The 17,420-nt window shown below is 63.7% G+C and carries 13 protein-coding genes; 7 read left to right on the top strand and 6 right to left on the bottom strand.

From position 1 onward, the window contains the following. Nucleotides 1–130: 130 nt before the first annotated feature. Genes HRU92_RS02400 through HRU92_RS02385 form a run of 4 tightly spaced genes read left to right on the top strand, consistent with a single transcriptional unit; the run spans nucleotide 131 to nucleotide 4,363 of the window. Nucleotides 131–925 carry a galactosyl transferase gene (locus tag HRU92_RS02400; RefSeq protein WP_173087502.1) on the top strand — a complete coding sequence of 265 codons (795 nt, stop codon included), beginning with the start codon at nucleotides 131–133 and terminating at the stop codon, nucleotides 923–925. Further along, complete coding sequence (locus HRU92_RS02395) at nucleotides 912–1,946, top strand: glycosyltransferase family 2 protein (protein ID WP_172122863.1); 1,035 nt, start codon at nucleotides 912–914, stop codon at nucleotides 1,944–1,946. The genes HRU92_RS02400 and HRU92_RS02395 overlap by 14 nt, the downstream gene beginning before the upstream one ends. A 48-nt stretch (nucleotides 1,947–1,994) precedes the next feature. Then, entirely contained in the window at nucleotides 1,995–3,470 is a 1,476-nt protein-coding gene (locus HRU92_RS02390) for a lipopolysaccharide biosynthesis protein (protein ID WP_172122862.1), read from the top strand. Then, nucleotides 3,467–4,363, top strand: a complete 897-nt coding sequence (locus tag HRU92_RS02385; RefSeq protein ID WP_127752479.1) for a polysaccharide pyruvyl transferase family protein — start codon at nucleotides 3,467–3,469, stop codon at nucleotides 4,361–4,363. Before HRU92_RS02390 ends, HRU92_RS02385 begins: the two co-directional genes overlap by 4 nt. Nucleotides 4,364–4,417: 54 nt before the next feature. Here HRU92_RS02385 and HRU92_RS02380 read toward each other — a convergent pair whose 3' ends face one another. Continuing rightward, nucleotides 4,418–6,688, bottom strand: coding sequence for an NADP-dependent malic enzyme (locus HRU92_RS02380; RefSeq protein WP_172122861.1), 2,271 nt, complete (start codon nucleotides 6,686–6,688; stop codon nucleotides 4,418–4,420). A 345-nt stretch (nucleotides 6,689–7,033) separates the two neighbouring features. Between HRU92_RS02380 and HRU92_RS02375 the strand changes: the two genes are divergently transcribed. Beyond that, nucleotides 7,034–8,374, top strand: coding sequence for an FAD/NAD(P)-binding protein (locus tag HRU92_RS02375; protein ID WP_172122860.1), 1,341 nt, complete (start codon nucleotides 7,034–7,036; stop codon nucleotides 8,372–8,374). A 16-nt stretch (nucleotides 8,375–8,390) separates the two neighbouring features. Here the strand turns inward: HRU92_RS02375 and HRU92_RS02370 are convergent, their stop codons facing one another. Together HRU92_RS02370 and HRU92_RS02365 are read right to left on the bottom strand one after the other, a co-directional pair. Next, nucleotides 8,391–9,407 (bottom strand): ABC transporter permease, encoded by a 1,017-nt coding sequence (locus HRU92_RS02370; RefSeq protein ID WP_127752476.1) that lies wholly within the window; start codon nucleotides 9,405–9,407, stop codon nucleotides 8,391–8,393. A 12-nt stretch (nucleotides 9,408–9,419) separates the two neighbouring features. Next, the gene (locus tag HRU92_RS02365; protein WP_172122859.1) at nucleotides 9,420–10,151 is read right to left on the bottom strand and encodes an ATP-binding cassette domain-containing protein; all 732 of its coding nucleotides are present in this window, start codon (nucleotides 10,149–10,151) and stop codon (nucleotides 9,420–9,422) included. Between the two features lie 291 nt (nucleotides 10,152–10,442). Between HRU92_RS02365 and HRU92_RS02360 the strand changes: the two genes are divergently transcribed. Both HRU92_RS02360 and HRU92_RS02355 read left to right on the top strand, forming a co-directional pair. Next, nucleotides 10,443–11,429 carry a substrate-binding domain-containing protein gene (locus HRU92_RS02360; protein ID WP_172122858.1) on the top strand — a complete coding sequence of 329 codons (987 nt, stop codon included), beginning with the start codon at nucleotides 10,443–10,445 and terminating at the stop codon, nucleotides 11,427–11,429. Between the two features lie 135 nt (nucleotides 11,430–11,564). Next, nucleotides 11,565–12,596, top strand: coding sequence for a hydroxyacid dehydrogenase (locus tag HRU92_RS02355; RefSeq protein ID WP_172122857.1), 1,032 nt, complete (start codon nucleotides 11,565–11,567; stop codon nucleotides 12,594–12,596). 4 nt (nucleotides 12,597–12,600) lie between these two features. Here the strand turns inward: HRU92_RS02355 and scpA are convergent, their stop codons facing one another. The 3 genes from scpA to HRU92_RS02340 all read right to left on the bottom strand — a co-directional run bounded on the left by scpA (nucleotide 12,601) and on the right by HRU92_RS02340 (nucleotide 17,417). After that, a complete protein-coding gene (gene scpA, locus HRU92_RS02350) occupies nucleotides 12,601–14,736 on the bottom strand; it encodes a methylmalonyl-CoA mutase (RefSeq protein ID WP_172122856.1) in 2,136 nt (711 codons plus the stop codon). Nucleotides 14,737–14,967: 231 nt separating this feature from the next. After that, on the bottom strand, nucleotides 14,968–16,986 hold the full coding sequence (locus HRU92_RS02345; protein WP_172122855.1) for an acetyl/propionyl/methylcrotonyl-CoA carboxylase subunit alpha: 2,019 nt from the start codon (nucleotides 16,984–16,986) through the stop codon (nucleotides 14,968–14,970). Continuing rightward, nucleotides 16,983–17,417, bottom strand: coding sequence for a DUF559 domain-containing protein (locus HRU92_RS02340; protein ID WP_172122854.1), 435 nt, complete (start codon nucleotides 17,415–17,417; stop codon nucleotides 16,983–16,985). The genes HRU92_RS02345 and HRU92_RS02340 overlap by 4 nt, the downstream gene beginning before the upstream one ends. Nucleotides 17,418–17,420: the final 3 nt, after the last annotated feature.

The raw sequence follows: 17,420 nt of genomic DNA, 5'->3' as shown, positions 1-17,420 counted from the left end.
TTGGAGGGGCAGCCCTCCCGATACATAAGGTGGGCATTGCGTAAGTAGTTGTGCGCTGAGTTGGTGGCAATGCGCCTGCTAAAACCGGGAAACGGGTGCGGGCACCCGGCTTTGTAACCCCGGCCAGCATATGCCAGCTCTGAGCTTCGTCATCCCAATTCGCGACCATGCCGGTGTGGCCGACTGGCCTGCAGCCATGCGCAATCTGCAGGCTACCGCAGCCTCGATCGCGGCACAAACCAGCTCGAGCTGGCGATGCATTGTCGTGGCGAGCCGCCATTCTCCCCTGCCGCACTTGCCCGGCAAGATCGAAGTGCATCGCCTCGATCTGCCCACACCGGCGCCGTTGCCGCCCCTGGCCAATATGGAGCACCGGTTCGAGGCGATCCGGGCAGACAAGGGCCGCCGGGTGTTTGCGGGCATTCTTTCCGTCGCTCCGGACAATTATGTGATGACCGTCGACTACGATGATCTGGTCAGCAATCGCCTCGCCGCCTTCGCCGAAGCTCACCCTGCCCAGCCAGGCTGGTTTGTCGATAGCGGCTATCTCTATGACGGCTCATCGACCCTGATGCGGCTGGGGTCAGGCTTTGACGAGCTGTGCGGCACGTCCCTGATCATCCATGCCGATCGGCTGGTGCTGCCGCCCACGCTGGAAGCCATGCACGAAACTTATCTGCGCCAGTGGTTTGGCAGCCACAAGTTCGCCAAGCGCCTTCTCGCCCAAGCCGGCACTCCCCTCGCCCCACTACCATTCCCCGGAGCCATCTACCGAGTGGGGCATGCCGATGCCGTCAGCGCTTCAGCTGCGATTTGGCGGCAGTTCCGCCCCCGTCGGCGTCGCGTTCTGGCTCAGCTCCGGCTTCTCGCCCAGCTGCGCCTGCTCACCCCCAAACTACGGAGCGAGTACTTTGCCCGGCCATAGCAGCACAAGCGGCGAACAAATCCTCGTCGCCGTCGTCATCCCCTTTTACCAAAAGGAAGCCGGTATCCTCGCGCGGGCACTACGTTCGGTTGCGGCGCAGGAGCTTGCGGGCGCTATCAAGCTTACGGTGATTGTTGTCGATGATGCGTCCCCGATCCGGGCAAGTGATGAACTCGCCCTCGTGCGGTCGGGTTTCCCGCACGAGCTCATCCTGATCGAACAGTCGAATGGTGGCCCCGGCGCCGCTCGCAACACCGGCATCGATCGGGCGGTCGAGTTGGGCGCGGAGTTTATTGCCTTCCTCGATTCCGACGACGAATGGGCGCCACCTCATCTGCAAGAAGCGCTGGAGTGCCTCGGGTCAGAGGCATCGTTTTATTTTTGCGATCACACCCGGCAGGTTTGGGAGCACAGTCTATTTGGCGAACTCAACACCATGGCAGAATGGCAGCGGGGCGCATCGGGTGTCGTTTGGAGCGGAACGAGGGCGCTCGTGGACCGCGAGACCCTCCTCGCCGCTTACTTGCGTGAATATCTCAGCCAGACCTCGACGGTGGTGTACCGCCTGCGGGCCGCCCCCGATATGCGTTTTGACACGAGCTTGCGTGCGGCAGGGGAAGACTACTTGTTCTGGATCAAGCTGGGGCAGTTGGCAGGCGGCGCGAGCTTCTCCTGCTCGGTCAATGTGGTCTGTGGCACCGGCGTCAATATCTATATGTCTGCTTTCGACTGGTCCAAGAAGGAAACTGTGAGCCGCTACGGTTACCTCAAACTTCTCTGGCATCGCGTCCTAAGCGAGGTGGAATTGGACGATGAACAACGCGACATCGCCGGGCGCACCCTCAAGCTCATTGAGCGGGCCTATACCTTTCTTCTGCTCCGCCAACTCATCCGATTGTCGCTGCCCGATCTCGGCATGCTGCGAAAGCTAGCGGCAGCCGATCCATCCTTTCCGTTCCGGTTCCCCGTGACGCTTTGCACCGCCATCGCGACGGTGCGTCGAGACGCTGCCAATTGGTAGGGTACGCGGCTGTGTGGCTCTGCAAGACCACCCGGGAAGTCGTGTCTGATGGCCTATGATGCGCAGGTAGACCTCCATCTCGCCGGCTCCCGCAGCCGCGCGGCCGTTGTCGGGGTGCTCTGGTCGGTCTTCAGCAGCCTTACGCCGGGGCTGGTTAGCGCCGGAGTGTTTCTGGCAACCTCGCGTGCCCTTGGTCCCGATGATTTCGGCATCGTCGCCCTTGCCAGCACGATCATCGCCCTGCTCGGCGCGGTGGCGCCGACCGGTTTCGGACAAGCGCTCATTCAGCGCGCCAACATCACCGCGGCGCATCTTGACGTCGTGTTCTGGCTGGGTGCCGGGCTGGCTGCATTGCTTTATGCGCTGGTGTGCCTGCTCGCCCGACCGCTGGCGGAGACCATGGGTCAGCCTCTGCTTGCAGTGCTGATGCCCGTGCTAGGGCTCAAGATCGTGCTCGACCTCGTCGCCATCGTGCCGAACGCCCTGCTTGTTCGAACCATGTTGTTCCACAAACTCGCCTTGCGCACCGTGGTGGCCTCGCTTGCGGGCGCTGTGGTTTGCCTGGCTGTGTTGTTTGCCGGCTACGGGCTCTGGGCGCTCGCCTTGGCCCAGCTTGTTTCCTCGGCCGCGGCCACCCTAGCCTGCCTGGTCAGCGCCAAATGGCTGCCACGCGTCTCCTTCCGCCGGTCAGCCCTGCAGGAGCTGTCACGCTTTGGTGGCTTTGCCACGGGCGCTAACTTCATCAACAGCATCAACATCGACCAATTGCTGATCGGGAGCCTGCTGGGTCCCTATGCACTAGGCCTGTTCGGCTTCTCGCGGCGCATTTTCCAGTTGTTGAGCGATGTCATGGCCGGACCGCTCAACGCGGTCTCGTTCTCCCTGTTGTCCTCCATGCAGGACGAGTCGGAGTTGCGGCGCAAGGCCTTTCTCATCGCTACGTTCCTGTCCGCTTCGGTGTCGTTTCCCGTGTTCACCGGCGTGGCGCTTATCGCACCGGATTTGGTACCATTCCTTTTCGGTGCGCATTGGCGTGAGGCGGTGCCGGTGGTGCAGGCATTTTGTGCCATTGGACTATTGGCCTGTATCGGGGTGCTGCAAGGCTCGCTGATCAACAGCAATGGCGATGCGGATCTGTGGCTCTATTATTTGGTGGGTCGCCAGCTGGCGACCGGCATCTGCATCGTCCTGCTTTTCCGCTTTGGCGTTGCCGAACTCAGCATTGGCTTGGCCATCCAGACCTATCTGATGTGGCTGCCATCCGTGCATATGGTGGCGCGCATTCTGAACATGCCGATGCTCTGCTATCTCTGGGGCTTCCGGGTACCCGTTCTCGCTACGCTGGCCATGGCCGTTTCGATTCAATTTACGTCGGCGGCCTGGCCACTCACCGACCCGGCGGCGCGGATAATCGCGGCGGTGGCGGTCGGCGCCTTAGTGTATGGCAGCGTTGCCTGGTTGCTGGCGCACCGGCAGCTGTACGCAATCTGGGACATGATCTCAAAGCGGAGAAGCAGCAAGTGAAGCTGGTTTACTACCGCGGCCACACGCCCAATTTCGGCGATGAACTGAACACCTATCTGTGGCCCCACCTGTTGCCCAGCGGATTTTTGGACGAGGATGATAGCGAACTCTTTCTCGGCATCGGCTCGATCATCTGGGATTTCCTGCCCTCCACCTCGCGCAAATTCATTATCGGCTCGGGTTATGGCGGCTATAGCAAGCTGCCCAATCTGCATGATGGCAGCTGGTCGCCCGTCTTCGTGCGCGGACCGCGCACGGCACAGCTGCTCAGACTTCCCCCCGGGCTCGCCATTTGCGACAGCGCCGTTCTGTTACGCAAGATCTACCCCATCGGACGAGCCAGCCGATCCGGCACTGGCTTCATGCCGCATTTTGAAAGCCTTGCGAGAGGCCACTGGCAAGAGGCTTGTGCCCTTGCGGGCGTGAAGTTCATCGACCCCACGGCACCTGTGCAGCAAACGCTCAGCACTATTGCCGGTCTGGAGCGTCTCGTTACCGAAGCCATGCACGGTGCCATCGTCGCCGATGCGCTGCGAACGCCCTGGATTGCGGCCCAGCCTATTCATCCCTTGCATCACACCAAATGGCTCGATTGGTCTGAGGCACTCAGCACGCAGATCCGATGGAAGGAACTCTTTCCCACCAATGCGAAAGAGCTTTATTTCAAGATCACGGGCGGCAAGAAGTATTACGAAGGCCGTGCCAATCTCTTGATACATCACCCGGCCGCCAGAGCACCCAACAAGCTACTGACGCAGCTTGCAGCCAGAAGACTTTCCGCAATTGCGCGAGCCGAGCCGCAACTCAGTCCAGACCGGGTCATTGCCGAGGTGACCGATCGCGCGGACGCGGCGCTGCTCGGCTTTGTGCAAGCGCGCGCGACGGCTTCCTAGCCCCTCCTGCAATGAAAGGCGCAGCCCATCACCGGACTGCGCCCGGGTGTGGCTTTAGCCCACCCCCACTTCGCTGGCGGCGACGGCGGCCATGTTGACGATGCCGCGGCTGGTGACGGAGGGGGCGAGGATGTGGGCGGGCTGGTTGGTGCCCATGAGGATGGGGCCGATCGGGAGGGCGTTGTTGAGTTCCTTGAGCAGCGTCATGGACAGGTTGGCCGCTTCCAGATTGGGGAAGATCAGCAGATTGGCTTCGCCGCGCAGGAGCGAGTTCGGGACATAGCGCTCGCGCAGGTTTTCGTTGATCGCCAGATCCCCCTGCATTTCGCCATCGACCACAAGGTCGGGTGCGACCTGTTGCAGCTTTTCGAACACTTCGCGCATCTTGAGGCTCGTGGCGCCGTCGCGCGAGCCAAAATTGGAATAGCTCAGCAGCGCCGCCCGCGCCTCGATATTGAAGCGCTTGAGGTGGTCGCGCGCCTGCAGCGTGATGGCCACGATCTCGTCGGCGCTGGGATCGATGTTGACATAGGTGTCGGCGAGGAAAAACACGCCCCGGCTCATCACCAGCATGGAAAGCGCCGACAGCTGGCGCGACTGCGGCGCGAGGCCAATGATCGACTGGATATCACGCGCATGCTTGATGAAGCGGCCCTGTAGGCCGCAGATCAGCGCATCGGCTTCGCCGCGCTTGACGGCCAAGGCCCCAATCACCGTGGTGTTGGTGCGCACAATGGTGCGGGCGGTGTCGGGGGTGACGCCCTTGCGGCCCACCAGCGAGTGGAACAGGTCCACATAGTCGCGATAGCGCGGATCGTCTTCGGGGTTGATGACGTCAAAATCGCGCCCGGCCTCCAGCGTCAGGCCAAAGCGGGCGATGCGCTGCTCGATCACCGAAGGGCGGCCGATCAGGATGGCGCGGCCCATCTTGTCTTCCAGCAGCACCTGGGTGGCGCGCAGCACCCGCTCGTCCTCGCCATCGGCAAAGGCGATACGCTTGAGGCTTTCCTGCGCCCGCTCGATCATGGGCTTCATGACGAGGCCCGAGCGATACACAAACCGGTGCAGCGTGTCGCGATAAGCGGCCCAGTCCTCGATCGGGCGCTGGGCGACGCCGGTTTCCATCGCTGCCTTGGCGACAGCGGGGGCGATGCGCAGGATCAGGCGCTGATCAAAGGGGTTGGGGATGAGATAGTCCGGCCCGAAAATCGCGGGCACCCCATGGCTGCTGGCTTCGAGGCCCGGCTCATGGGCGAGCTGGGCGATCGCTTCGGCAGCCGCCGCTTTCATCGCCTCATTGATGACGGTCGCGCCGCAATCGAGCGCGCCGCGGAACAGGAACGGGAAGCAGAGGACATTGTTGACCTGGTTGGGATAGTCCGAGCGCCCGGTGCAGATCATCGCGTCAGGCCGCGCCTCGCGCGCCAGTTCGGGCATGATCTCGGGGATGGGGTTGGACAGCGCCAGGATCAGCGGATTGGGCGCCATGTCGCGCATCATTTCGGGCTTGAGCGCGCCGGCCTTGGACAGCCCGACATAGATATCGGCCCCGGCCATGACTTCGCTGAGCTCGGTCTTGTCGGTGTCCTGCGCGAAGGCACCGCGCCAGCGATCGACGGAGTTGTCGCGCTTGCGGGTCACGAGGCCCTTGCTATCGGCGATCCAGATGTTTTCGCGCTTGGCACCAACGGCGATCAGCATGTTCATGCAGGCAATAGCGGCAGCGCCCGCGCCAGAGGTGACGATCTTGGCCTTGGCGATGTCCTTGCCCACAAGGCGCATGGCGTTGATCACGGCGGCGGCCACGATGATGGCGGTACCGTGCTGGTCGTCATGGAACACCGGGATGTTCATGCGCTCGCGCAGCGCTTCCTCGATCTCGAAGCACTCGGGGGCCTTGATGTCCTCGAGATTGATGCCGCCAAAGCTGGGTTCGAGCGGGGCCACGATCTCGATGAAACGCTTGGGGTCCTGCTCGTTGACCTCCAGATCGATGGAATCGATGCCGGCGAACTTCTTGAACAGCACCGCCTTGCCTTCCATCACCGGCTTGGAGGCCAGCGCGCCGATATTGCCCAGGCCGAGCACGGCGGTGCCGTTGGAAATCACGGCAACCAGATTGCCCTTGGAGGTGTATTTGTAGGCGGCCTGGGGATCGGCGGCAATTTCCTCGCAGGGAATCGCCACGCCGGGCGAATAGGCTAGCGACAGATCACGGGTATTGGCGAGGGGCTTGGTCGCCACGATCTCGAGCTTGCCGGGCTTGGGATATTCGTGGAAATGCAGCGCGGCGTCGCGCAGGCTCGTGGTGTTGTCGTCAGCCATGGGTGGTTTCCTTTTCGGCAGCAGTTCGGGCGAGCCGTTCCGCCGTTAACATGCACGCGCAGCCAGGGCATGGCAAAACACCTCTGGTGTTGCCGCTGCGCAAGCGCAGCTTCTTGAGACCAGTTGCCGCGCGGCGTGAAAAGCTATGCTTTGGTCGTATGGCCCTGAGGTTTAGAGCTCTTGAGGTTAAGGTCAGAAGGCTTCTCGGGAAAAGTGAGGTGGCAACGTCGATGCTTCACTGGACGTTCCCCTCGGAAGCGCGGCATCCCTGCGTGGCTTGTCTGTGCGCGCTTGGGTCGCTAGAGGCTACGGGTCCATAGCCGGGCATAGTTAGGGAGGCTCTCGATGAGCAACAGAGAGCTGGCAGTGACTATCATCGGCGGGGGTGCCAGCGGCGTGTTGCTGGCCGCCCATTTGCTGCGCGACCCGGCCGCCTATATCCGCGTGACCCTTTTGGAGCGCCGGGGACAGGTTGGGCAAGGCGTCGCTTATTCCGCGACCCAGCGCGACCACAAGGTCAATGTGCCGGCGCGCGGCATGAGCGCCTTTGCCGATGATCCCGATCATTTCTGGCGCTGGCTGCAGGCCCGGGACTATCCGGCGCCCACCGGCTCCTGGGTCTTCGTGCCGCGCCGGCTGTATGGGGCTTATCTCGAGGATGTGCTTGCCGAAGCAGCCCAGGCGCGACCGGGGCGGCTCGTCGTGCTTAACGAAGAAGTTGTGCGCCTCACCGAAGGCCGCGACGAGGTGGAAACGCTGCTCGCCAACGGGTCGAACATCACCAGCCGCTTTGCCGTGCTGGCGGTGGGTCACGAAACCCAGCCGGCCCGGGGACGCGGCATTGCCGTGCGCGTCGGTTCGGAGGCCGATACGCCGCTTGATCCAGATGCGCCGGTGATGATCCTGGGCTCGGGTCTTTCCATGGTAGATGCCTGGCTGTCCCTAGCGAAAGCCGAGCATCGCGGCCCAACGCTCGTCGTGTCGCGCAATGGGCTGCTGCCCAAGGGGCACCGCGATATTCCCCCGCTCAGCATCGCGGAGGCCGATGTGCCCTTTGGCGCGTCCCTGCCCGAATTCATGGGCTGGTTCCGGGGCCTTGTGGCGCAGACCGAGGCGAATGGTGGCGACTGGCGCAGCGTCGTTGATGGCCTTCGCCCTTATAACCAGCGCATCTGGCAGAGCTGGTCCGATCACACGCGTCGCCAGGCGCTGCGCCATTTGCGGCCGTGGTGGAACATTCACCGCCACCGGCTGCCACCCGAGCTGCATCAGCGTCTCGAGGAAGCGGTCACCGAGGGTCAGGTGAGCCTCGTCGCGGCCGAGTTTGTCGGCATCGACCGCGCTCCAGAAGGGGTCCGTGCCACCATCCGCCGCCGGGGCACGCAGGAGCGCGAAACGCTCGATATCGCCCGGGTCTATGATTGCGGCGGGGTGAGCGTCGATGTGCTTTCGAGCTCCAGTCCGGTGATCCGCGACCTCGTGGCCAGCGGCGCCGCCCGCCCCGACCCGCTCCATATCGGGCTCGATGTCAGCCCCGACTGCTTTGTGGTCAATGCCGAAGGGCAGCCCTCGCGGCACCTGCTGGCGCTCGGTCCGCTGACGCGCGGGCGGTTCTTCGAGATCGAGGCCGTGCCCGATATCCGGGTGCAAGCCGCCGCGATCGCGCGCAAGATCCTCGAGAGTTAGGGGCTTCCCTGCCCCGCTACTCGCTGGTGTCCTTGTCGCGCAGCTTGTTGAAGGCGACCGCGAGCACGATGGCCGAGCCCACAAAGGTGCCCTGCCAGAACGTGCTGATCCCCAGGAGGATCAAGCTGTTGCGGATCACCTCGATCAGCGCCGCGCCCATCACCGCCCCAAGCGCCGAGCCGCTGCCGCCAGAGAGATTGGCGCCCCCGATCACGGCCGCGGCGATCACCGTCAGCTCCATGCCGGTGCCCAGCCCGGTGCTGACGCCGCCGAGCCAGCCCACTTCGAGAAAGCCCGTGAGGCCCGCGGTGAAGGCGGCGAACATATAGACCGAAACCTTGACGGCGCGGACCGGAATGCCGGTGAGGACAGCGGCATGTTCATTGCCGCCGATGGCCAGTACATGGCGGCCCCATTTGGTCCAGCGAAAGGCAAAGCCGGTGACCAGCGCCAGGGCAATCATCACCAGCAGCGGATTGGGCACGGGGAGCCCAAAGAACACCACCGAGCCGCCGCCAATGGCAAACAGCAGCCCCTGGTCGGGCCCGAATTCGTAGATCAGCTTGTTGTTGGACAGCACCATGCCCAGCGAGCGGGCGATCGACATCATGCCCAGCGTCACCACGAAAGGGGGCATGCCCAGAACCGCGACAAAGACCCCGTTGACGAGGCCGATCAGCAGCGCTGCCCCCAAAGCTGCCGGCATGGCGATACCCAATGGCAGCCCGCTGGCCATCAGCGTGCTGGTGACAATGGCGGCGACCAGCACGGTCGAGCCAACCGAAAGATCGATCCCTCCCGTCATGATCACCGCCGTCATGCCCAGCGCGATGATGCCGACAAACGCAAAATTGCGGGTGACGTTAAAGAGGTTCTGCGCCGTGCCAAAAGTCGAGGTGTAGAGCGACAGGAAGAGGCAGGCCCCGAGGGTAGCGACCACCACCCAGAACACTTGCCGGCTAAGCAGCCAGGGGAGGAAACCGCGATGGGTTTGCTGGTCGATCGCGCTCGAAAGGGATGAATCGGCGGCCATCTCTGTTGCTCCCTAGACCTGTTCAATGGCGCCGGTGATGAGGCCGGTGACCTCCTGGGGCGAGGAGTCGGCGACGCGCTTGTCGCCAACCTTACGCCCCCGCCGCAGCACGATCAGCCGGTCGCAAACTTCGAAAATATCGGGGATGCGGTGGCTGATCAGCACTACGGCCATGCCCTGGTCCTTGAGGCGCCGGATGAGGTTGAGCACTTCGGCCACCTGGCGCACGCTGATGGCCGCCGTCGGCTCGTCCATCAGCACGATCTTGGGGTTGGATAGCCGCGTTCGCGCAATCGCCACGGCCTGGCGCTGCCCGCCCGACATACGCCGCACCACATCGCGCGGCCGGGTTTCGGACTTCAGCTCGGCAAACAGCTCCCCTGCCCGCCTGTACATGCCGCGATAATCGAGAATGCCAAAGCCATTGGTGAGCTCGCGGCCCATGAAGATATTGGCGGCCGCGGTCAGATTGTCGGCCAGCGCCAGGTCCTGGTAGACGATCTCGATTCCCTTGGTGCGCGCGTCCTTAGGGCTATGCAGATCGGTCTTTTGCCCATCGATCCGGATTTCGCCGCTGCTCGGGTGGAAGTTACCGGCGATGATCTTGACCAGCGTCGACTTGCCCGCGCCATTGTCGCCCACCAGCCCCACGCATTCCCCGGCATTGAGCGTGAGGGAAACATCACTCAGGGCCTGGATCGCACCATAGTGCTTGGACACGTGGTCCAGCTCCAACACGCTCATGCCATCGCTCCTCGCCCCGGCGGTTTGCCCGCCTCCTTTGCCGGCAAGCTTAGGTTGGCCCAGTCGGGCACGTCAATGCTCCTGCTCGGCTGAGCCAAGCACAACCGCTCGAACTAGCCAGTTGACTTCGCGCTTGCGGGTACTAAGCATTGTATTGTGAGGAGGCTGGCGGCTTTTCAGCCAGTTGAAGACCCCGACTTTATTGAAGCCGACTGAGGAGCGGGCGTGTTGCCCGTGTCTGCTTATTGTTGCGGGCCAACGAGCCCGAGCTGAGAATATGGGAGTGAGACAATGAACACCAAACTGTGGCTGCTGCTCGCCGGCAGCGCCCTCGTCATGGCCTGCAACCCGGTCATGGCGCAGGACAAGAAAGAACTCGCCATCGTCGTCAAGGGCCTCGACAATCCCTATTTCGAGGAGATGCACCAGGGCTGCGAGTTGTGGAACGAGGAAAACCCGGATTCCGAGTATATCTGCACCTATACCGGCCCCGCCTTGTCATCGGATGAAGCAGGCGAGGTGCAGATTGTGGACGATCTGCTGACCCGCGGCGTTGCCGCCATGGCGATCTCGCCGTCCAACGCCCCGGCCATGGCGAACTTGCTGAAACAGCGTGCCCCCACGATCCCGATCATGACCATCGATGCCGATCTGCTGGAAGCCGATGCCGATCTGCGCAAGGGCTTCATTGGGCACTCCAACTATCTGCTGGGCGAGGAAATCGCCAAGGAGTTGATGGCGCTCAAGCCCGAGGGCGGCACGGTCTGCTTCCAGCTCGGCAATGTGGCGGCGGCCAACATCAATGAGCGCGTCGCCGGCGCGCGCGACACGCTCGCGGGCGCCGAAAACACCGACCGCCTCACCGGCCAGGGTGGCTGGACCGAAGTGGAAGGCTGCCCCGTTTACACCAATGACGACTCGGCGCTGGCCAATACGCAGCTCACCGACGTGCTGACCGCCAATCCCGATATCGACGCCCTCTTCCTCGTTGGCGGCTGGGCCCAGTTCAGCCCGCAGGCCTATACCCAGGTCACCGACCCGATCATGGACAAGCTCCAATCCAAGGAGATCGTGATCGTATCCTCGGACTTGCTCGACACCCAGGTCCAGGCGTTCAAGCAAGGCCGTTCGCACGCCAATGTGGCCCAGCAGCCCTTCGAGATGGGCCACCAGGCCCCCGACCTGATGATCAAGCTGATCGAAGGCGAGCCGGTGGAAGAATTCACCTATCTCGAATTCAACAAGTGCACCCAGGCCGATCCCGGCGCCTGCCAATAGTTCAGCCCAGCGATCGCCGTGGCGGGGCGCTCCCGGAGCGTTCCGCCGCCTGCCTTTCTCCCAACAACCGGCAGAACGGGTGTGACCGTGGCGGCAAGCGCGCCCCGGCACGCCTTTGCCGCGCCATGGTGCCCTATGCCCTCCGACGCCAAACCTCTCATCATCAGCGCGCCCCATCCCCGCAGCACCGATCTCATCTTCACCCCCGAAGCGCGCGCCGCGCTGTTTGCCCGCTATCGGGTGCTCGAGATCGAGCCAACCGAGCTCGATGCCGTCCCCGGAGAAAGTCTCGCCGTAGCGCGTTATATCCTGGGTCAGCCGCCCATCTCCCCGGCGGTTCTCGACCAGTTCACCAATCTGCGCTGCATCTTCAATGTCGAAAGCAATCTCATCAACAACATGCCCTACGACACGTTGTTCGAGCGGGGCATCCATGTGGTCACCACCGGAGCGGTGTTTGCCGAGCCGGTAGCGGAGCTTGGCCTCGGCCTCGCGCTCGATCTGGCGCGCGGGATCAGCGGCAATGATGCGGCCTTCCGCACCGGCACTGAGCTTTGGGGTGGCGACGGCAACCGGAGCGCCCGGCTGCTAAGCGGCTCGGAGATCGGGATTATCGGCTTTGGCGATCTGGGCCGCACGCTCAACCGGCTCCTCGCCGGCTTTCGCGCCCGGGTTCGCGTGTTCGACCCCTGGCTGCCACCATCGCTGCTCCAAGAGCATGGCGTGGTTCCGGCGACGCTCGACGACGTGCTGACGCAAAGCGACTTCGTGTTCGTCGTCGCTGCCGTAACCTCGGAAAACAAGGCGTTCCTTGGCGCCGAGGCGTTCAACAGCATGCGCCCGGGCGCCGCGTTCATCCTCCTCAGCCGCGCTGACGTGGTGGATTTCGACGCGCTGATGGAGGCGGTGCGCCGCGGTCATATCCGCGCGGCGACCGATGTCTTCCCCGAAGAGCCGCTGCCCCTCAATCATCCCGCCCGCAGTCTTGAGGGACTGTTGCGCTCGGCGCATCGGGCGGGGGCCCTCGATATCGCCTTCAAGCGCATGGGCGACATGGTGCTCGAGGATATGGCGCTGCTCGATCGCGGCCTGCCGCCGCTGCGCGGCAAGCGGGCGGAGCGCGAAACGGTGTCCCGCATGCGCTCGAGGCCCGTCGACAAGAACTGACCGGTTAGCGGTTGCTGAGCCGGCCCTCGATCTGGTCCAGGAGGGCAAAGGCAGCGGACAGCACATTGGTGCCGGGGCCAAAAATGGCCGCCACGCCAGCATCCAGCAAGAAGGCGTAATCCCCTTCCGGGATCACGCCACCCACGATCACGGTGGTGTCGCCAAGTGCCCGCTCGCGCAGGGCCGCAATCAATTCAGGCACCAGCGTCAGGTGCCCGGCCGCCAGCGACGATACGCCAACGGCATCGACATCGAGCCTGGCGGCATCATCGGCCACCTCCTGCGCCGTCTGGAACAATTGCCCCAGATGCACCGCGAAGCCCAGATCGGCGAAAGCCGAAGCGATGATCTTGGCGCCGCGATCGTGCCCGTCCTGCCCCATCTTGGCCACCAGCAGCGAGGGCGCCCGGCCCCGGCTCGCCTTGAACGCAGCAACGCGCCCGGCGACGGTGCTGTATTCGGGGTCGCCCTCGTAGCTGGCGGCATAGATGCCCGATATCACCCGGTTCGTGGCCGAATGACGGCCAAACACGTCCTCCAGCGCGGCGCTGATTTCCCCGAGCGTGGCGCGAGCGCGCGCCGCCGCGATGGCGGCCTCGAGCAAATTGCCTTCATCCATGGCCGCCATCTCCCGCAGGGCCGCGAGCATGGATTGGCAGAGGGCCTCGTCGCGGGTGCGGCGCACCTGCTCGAGGGCCGCGACCTGTTCGTCGCGCACCTTGGCATTGTCGATCTGGCGGGTGGCGAGCGGCTCTTCGGCATCGAGCCGGAAGCGGTTGACCCCCACGATGACGTCCTCGCCCCGATCGATGCGGGCCTGGCGCTGCGCTGCCGCGGTTTCAATGGCGAGCTTGGGGCCACCGCTTTGGACGGCCGCCGTCATGCCGTCCATCGCCTCCACTTCCCCGATCCGCGCCTTGGCGCCGGCAACGAGTTCGGCCGTGAGCGCCTCGATATAAAACGAGCCGCCCAGAGGATCGACCACATCGGTGATGCGGGTTTCGTGCTGGAGGATCAGCTGGGTGTTGCGCGCGATCCGGCTCGAAAATTCGGTGGGCAGCGCAATGGCTTCATCAAAGGAATTGGTGTGGAGCGACTGCGTGCCGCCCAGGGTGGCCGCCAGCGCCTCGATCGTCGTGCGGATGATATTGTTGTGCGGGTCCTGCTCGGTCAGCGACACACCCGAAGTCTGGCAATGGGTGCGCAGCATTTTCGAGCGCGGGTCCTTGGCCCCCAGCCCGGTCATGATCTCGCTCCAGAGCTGGCGCGCCGCGCGCAGCTTCGCGATCTCGAGAAAGAAGTTCATGCCGATGCCGAAGAAAAAGCTCAGCCGCCCGGCAAAGGCGTCGATATCGAGCCCGCGCCCCTGCGCCGCCCGCACATATTCGATCCCGTCGGCCAGCGTATAGGCGAGCTCCTGCACCGCCGTCGCCCCGGCTTCGTGCATGTGGTAGCCCGAAATCGAGATCGAGTTGAACCGCGGCATGTGCCGGGCGGTATAGGCGATGATGTCACCCACGATCCGCATGGAGGGCTCGGGCGGGTAGATATAGGTGTTGCGGACCATGAACTCCTTGAGGATGTCGTTCTGGATGGTCCCTTCGAGCTTTTCCTGCGGCACGCCCTGCTCTTCGGCCGCCACGATGAACATGGCCAAAACCGGGATCACCGCGCCATTCATCGTCATCGACACGCTCATCTGATCGAGCGGAATGCCGTTGAAAAGCGTTTTCATGTCCTCGACGCTGTCGATGGCCACCCCCGCCTTGCCGACATCGCCCACCACGCGGGGATGGTCACTGTCATAGCCGCGATGCGTCGCAAGGTCGAAGGCCACCGAAAGCCCCTTCTGCCCCCGCTCCAGCGCCTGGCGGTAAAACTCATTGGACTCCCGGGCGGTGGAAAAGCCCGCATATTGCCGGATGGTCCAGGGCCGGTTGGCATACATGGTCGCCCGAATGCCACGCGTAAACGGCTCGGCGCCCGGCACCTCGTTCATTTGACGCGCATCCTCGGCGAAATACACCGGCTTGACCCGCGTGCCGCCATAATCCCGATTGAGCGCGGACACCGGAGTATCGCGCAGTTCCTTTTGGGCGAGGGTTGCCCAGTGGGTGAAGTTCGCTTTGGCGTCAGACATGATTACCCCCAACGCCTGCCCATTCCGTCTCAACAACATGAAGACGAGGGAGCCGCAGGCGGAGTGCGCGTGATGGACGGATGATGGAGAGGGCCCCCCTCCCCCTTGAGGGGAGGGTCGGGGTGGGGGTCCTTCGGTTCATCACGGAACGACCCCCTCCCTCATTCCCTCCCCTCAAGGGGGAGGGAGGCGACAGCGGCGGCAGCGGTGCAGTCCAGGGCTGCATGTGCATCACACCGCCTCGAATTCCATGATCACCGCATCCACGGCCAGCACCGCGCCGGGGGCGGCGTGGATTTTGCTCACCCGGGCGCGCTTTTCGGCTCGGAGCACGTTCTCCATCTTCATCGCCTCGACAATGGCCAGAGTTTGGCCGTCCTCCACCACCTCGCCCTCGGCCACATCAATCCGGACGACCTGGCCGGGCATGGGGCAGAGGAGATACCGGCTCATATCGGGCGGCGTCTTGACGGGCATGTATTTGAGCAGGGCCGCGACATGGGGCGGCAGCACCAAAAGCTTGAGGTCGGCCCCCCGATAGCGGATGCGCGCCCCCGATGTGGTGGGCTCGACCTTGAGCACTGCCGTTTCGCCGGTCGACCACTCAATGGTCGCAAGACTGTCGCCGGGCTGCCAGGCAAAGCGTGCGGCGGTCAGCGCCGTATCAAAGAGGTTAAGCTCCCAGCTGCCGGCCGGATCGAGGCGGTGCAGCTTGACGGGCACCTGTTCGCCCTCGATCACCACCACCCATTCGCCATAGACTTCCACCGCCCCGCCAATGGGGGAATGGGACACGAGCCCCTTGCGGTCCTCCTCGGTCAGCCGCAGCATGGCCGCCGCTGCCGCCACCTCAATCAGCCGGCCGCGTGGCAATTGCGCGCCAGTAAAACCGTCCGGAAATTCCTCGGCAATATAGCCGGTGGTCAGCCGCCCCTCGCGGAAGCGCTCCTGGTCCATCACCGTTGACAGAAACGGCAGGTTGTTGCCCACCCCTTCGACCTCGAAACTGTCGAGGGCCACCGCCATGGCTTCTACGGCCTGCAGGCGTGTGGGCGCCCAGGTACACAGCTTGGCGATCATGGGATCGTAAAAGGTCGAGATTACCCCGCCTTCGAACACGCCCGTGTCGTTGCGCACCACCAGATCGGGCGCGTGGCTCTGGGCGGGCGGGCGATAGCGTGTCAGCCGCCCGGTCGAGGGCAGGAAATTGCGATAGGGATCCTCCGCGTAGAGGCGCGATTCGATGGCCCAGCCGTTCCGCTGGACCTCGGCCTGCGTCAGGGGCAGCGCTACGCCATCCGCCACGCGCAGCATCAGTTCCACCAGATCGAGGCCGGTGATCAGCTCGGTGACGGGATGTTCCACCTGCAGGCGGGTGTTCATCTCGAGAAAATAGAAATTGCGCTCGGCATCGACGATGAACTCCACCGTGCCGGCGCTGGTATAGCCCACCGCCTTTGCCAGCGCGACCGACTGCTCGCCCATGGCCCGGCGCGTCGCTTCGTCGAGAAAGGGCGATGGCGCCTCCTCGATCACCTTCTGGTTGCGTCGCTGGATCGAGCATTCCCGCTCGTTGAGATAAAGCACATTGCCGTGGCTGTCGCCGATCAGCTGGATCTCGATGTGGCGCGGTTCGGTGACGAATTTCTCGATGAAGATGCGATCATCGCCAAAGGATGAGGCCGCCTCTGACTTGCTCCGCTCAAAGCCTTCACGCGCTTCGGCATCGGTCCAGGCAATACGCATGCCCTTGCCGCCGCCGCCCGCTGAAGCCTTGATCATCACCGGGTAGCCGATGGACTGGCTGATCGAGACCGCCTCCTCGGCATCCTCGATCAGCCCCATATGCCCGGGCACGGTTGACACCCCTGCCTCGGCTGCGAGCTTCTTGGACGTGATCTTGTCACCCATCGCCTCGATCGCGCGGACCGGCGGGCCGACAAAGATGATCCCTGCCGCTTCCAGCGCCTGGGCAAAACGCGGATTTTCCGACAAGAACCCATAGCCGGGATGCACCGCCTGCGCCCCGGTCTGGCGGCAGGCCCCGATGATCTTGTCGATCTGGAGATAAGAGTCCCGCGCCGGCGACGGCCCGATATGCACGGCCTCATCGGCCATCTGCACATGTAGGGCATCACGGTCCGCATCGGAATAAACCGCAACCGTCGCGATCCCCATCCGCTTTGCCGTCCGGATCACCCGACAAGCAATCTCGCCCCGATTGGCAATGAGGAGTTTGGTGATGGTCATTGCTGGTCCTCATCAGAAGTCATGCGTGGGCCGTCCAGTGCACCGGCGGGGCTCCCTCCCCCACGCGGGGAGGGCTGGGGTGGGGGGCTGGATGGCAAGGTTTCGAGAAAAGAACTCAGGACCTGGAACACACCATCGGGATTGCTGGTCACCTCATCGTTGGTAAACCGCAGAACCGTAAAACCCCGGCCCCGTAGATAGTCATCGCGCACCGCGTCCTTTGCCTGCGCCCGGTCGGATCCATGGGTGTCGCCATCGATCTCCACGACCAAACCGGCTTTGAGGCAGGCGAAGTCAACATAGTAGCTGCCCAGCAATTGCTGGCGTCGAAATGGCCAGCCGGCCTGCCGCAGCGACCAGGTCAGTTGCCAAAAATCCTGCTCGGCATAAGTGGCGTTGCGCCGGAGCTTCCTTGCGAGATGCTTGGCCATCCA

The organism is Devosia sp. 1635, from assembly GCF_013185955.1.
Taxonomy (GTDB): domain Bacteria; phylum Pseudomonadota; class Alphaproteobacteria; order Rhizobiales; family Devosiaceae; genus Devosia.
This window is presented reverse-complemented; position numbering and strand designations above follow the sequence as displayed.

What these genes read in the sequence shown, in the direction of transcription:
- HRU92_RS02375 (WP_172122860.1), top strand. Translation starts at nt 7,034, where the DNA reads ATGAGCAACAGAGAGCTGGCAGTGACTATCATCGGCGGGGGTGCCAGC.
- HRU92_RS02345 (WP_172122855.1), bottom strand. Translation starts at nt 16,986, where the DNA reads ATGACCATCACCAAACTCCTCATTGCCAATCGGGGCGAGATTGCTTGT.
- HRU92_RS02380 (WP_172122861.1), bottom strand. Translation starts at nt 6,688, where the DNA reads ATGGCTGACGACAACACCACGAGCCTGCGCGACGCCGCGCTGCATTTC.
- HRU92_RS02355 (WP_172122857.1), top strand. Translation starts at nt 11,565, where the DNA reads ATGCCCTCCGACGCCAAACCTCTCATCATCAGCGCGCCCCATCCCCGC.
- HRU92_RS02370 (WP_127752476.1), bottom strand. Translation starts at nt 9,407, where the DNA reads ATGGCCGCCGATTCATCCCTTTCGAGCGCGATCGACCAGCAAACCCAT.
- HRU92_RS02340 (WP_172122854.1), bottom strand. Translation starts at nt 17,417, where the DNA reads ATGGCCAAGCATCTCGCAAGGAAGCTCCGGCGCAACGCCACTTATGCC.
- HRU92_RS02390 (WP_172122862.1), top strand. Translation starts at nt 1,995, where the DNA reads ATGGCCTATGATGCGCAGGTAGACCTCCATCTCGCCGGCTCCCGCAGC.
- HRU92_RS02360 (WP_172122858.1), top strand. Translation starts at nt 10,443, where the DNA reads ATGAACACCAAACTGTGGCTGCTGCTCGCCGGCAGCGCCCTCGTCATG.
- scpA (WP_172122856.1), bottom strand. Translation starts at nt 14,736, where the DNA reads ATGTCTGACGCCAAAGCGAACTTCACCCACTGGGCAACCCTCGCCCAA.
- HRU92_RS02365 (WP_172122859.1), bottom strand. Translation starts at nt 10,151, where the DNA reads ATGAGCGTGTTGGAGCTGGACCACGTGTCCAAGCACTATGGTGCGATC.
- HRU92_RS02400 (WP_173087502.1), top strand. Translation starts at nt 131, where the DNA reads ATGCCAGCTCTGAGCTTCGTCATCCCAATTCGCGACCATGCCGGTGTG.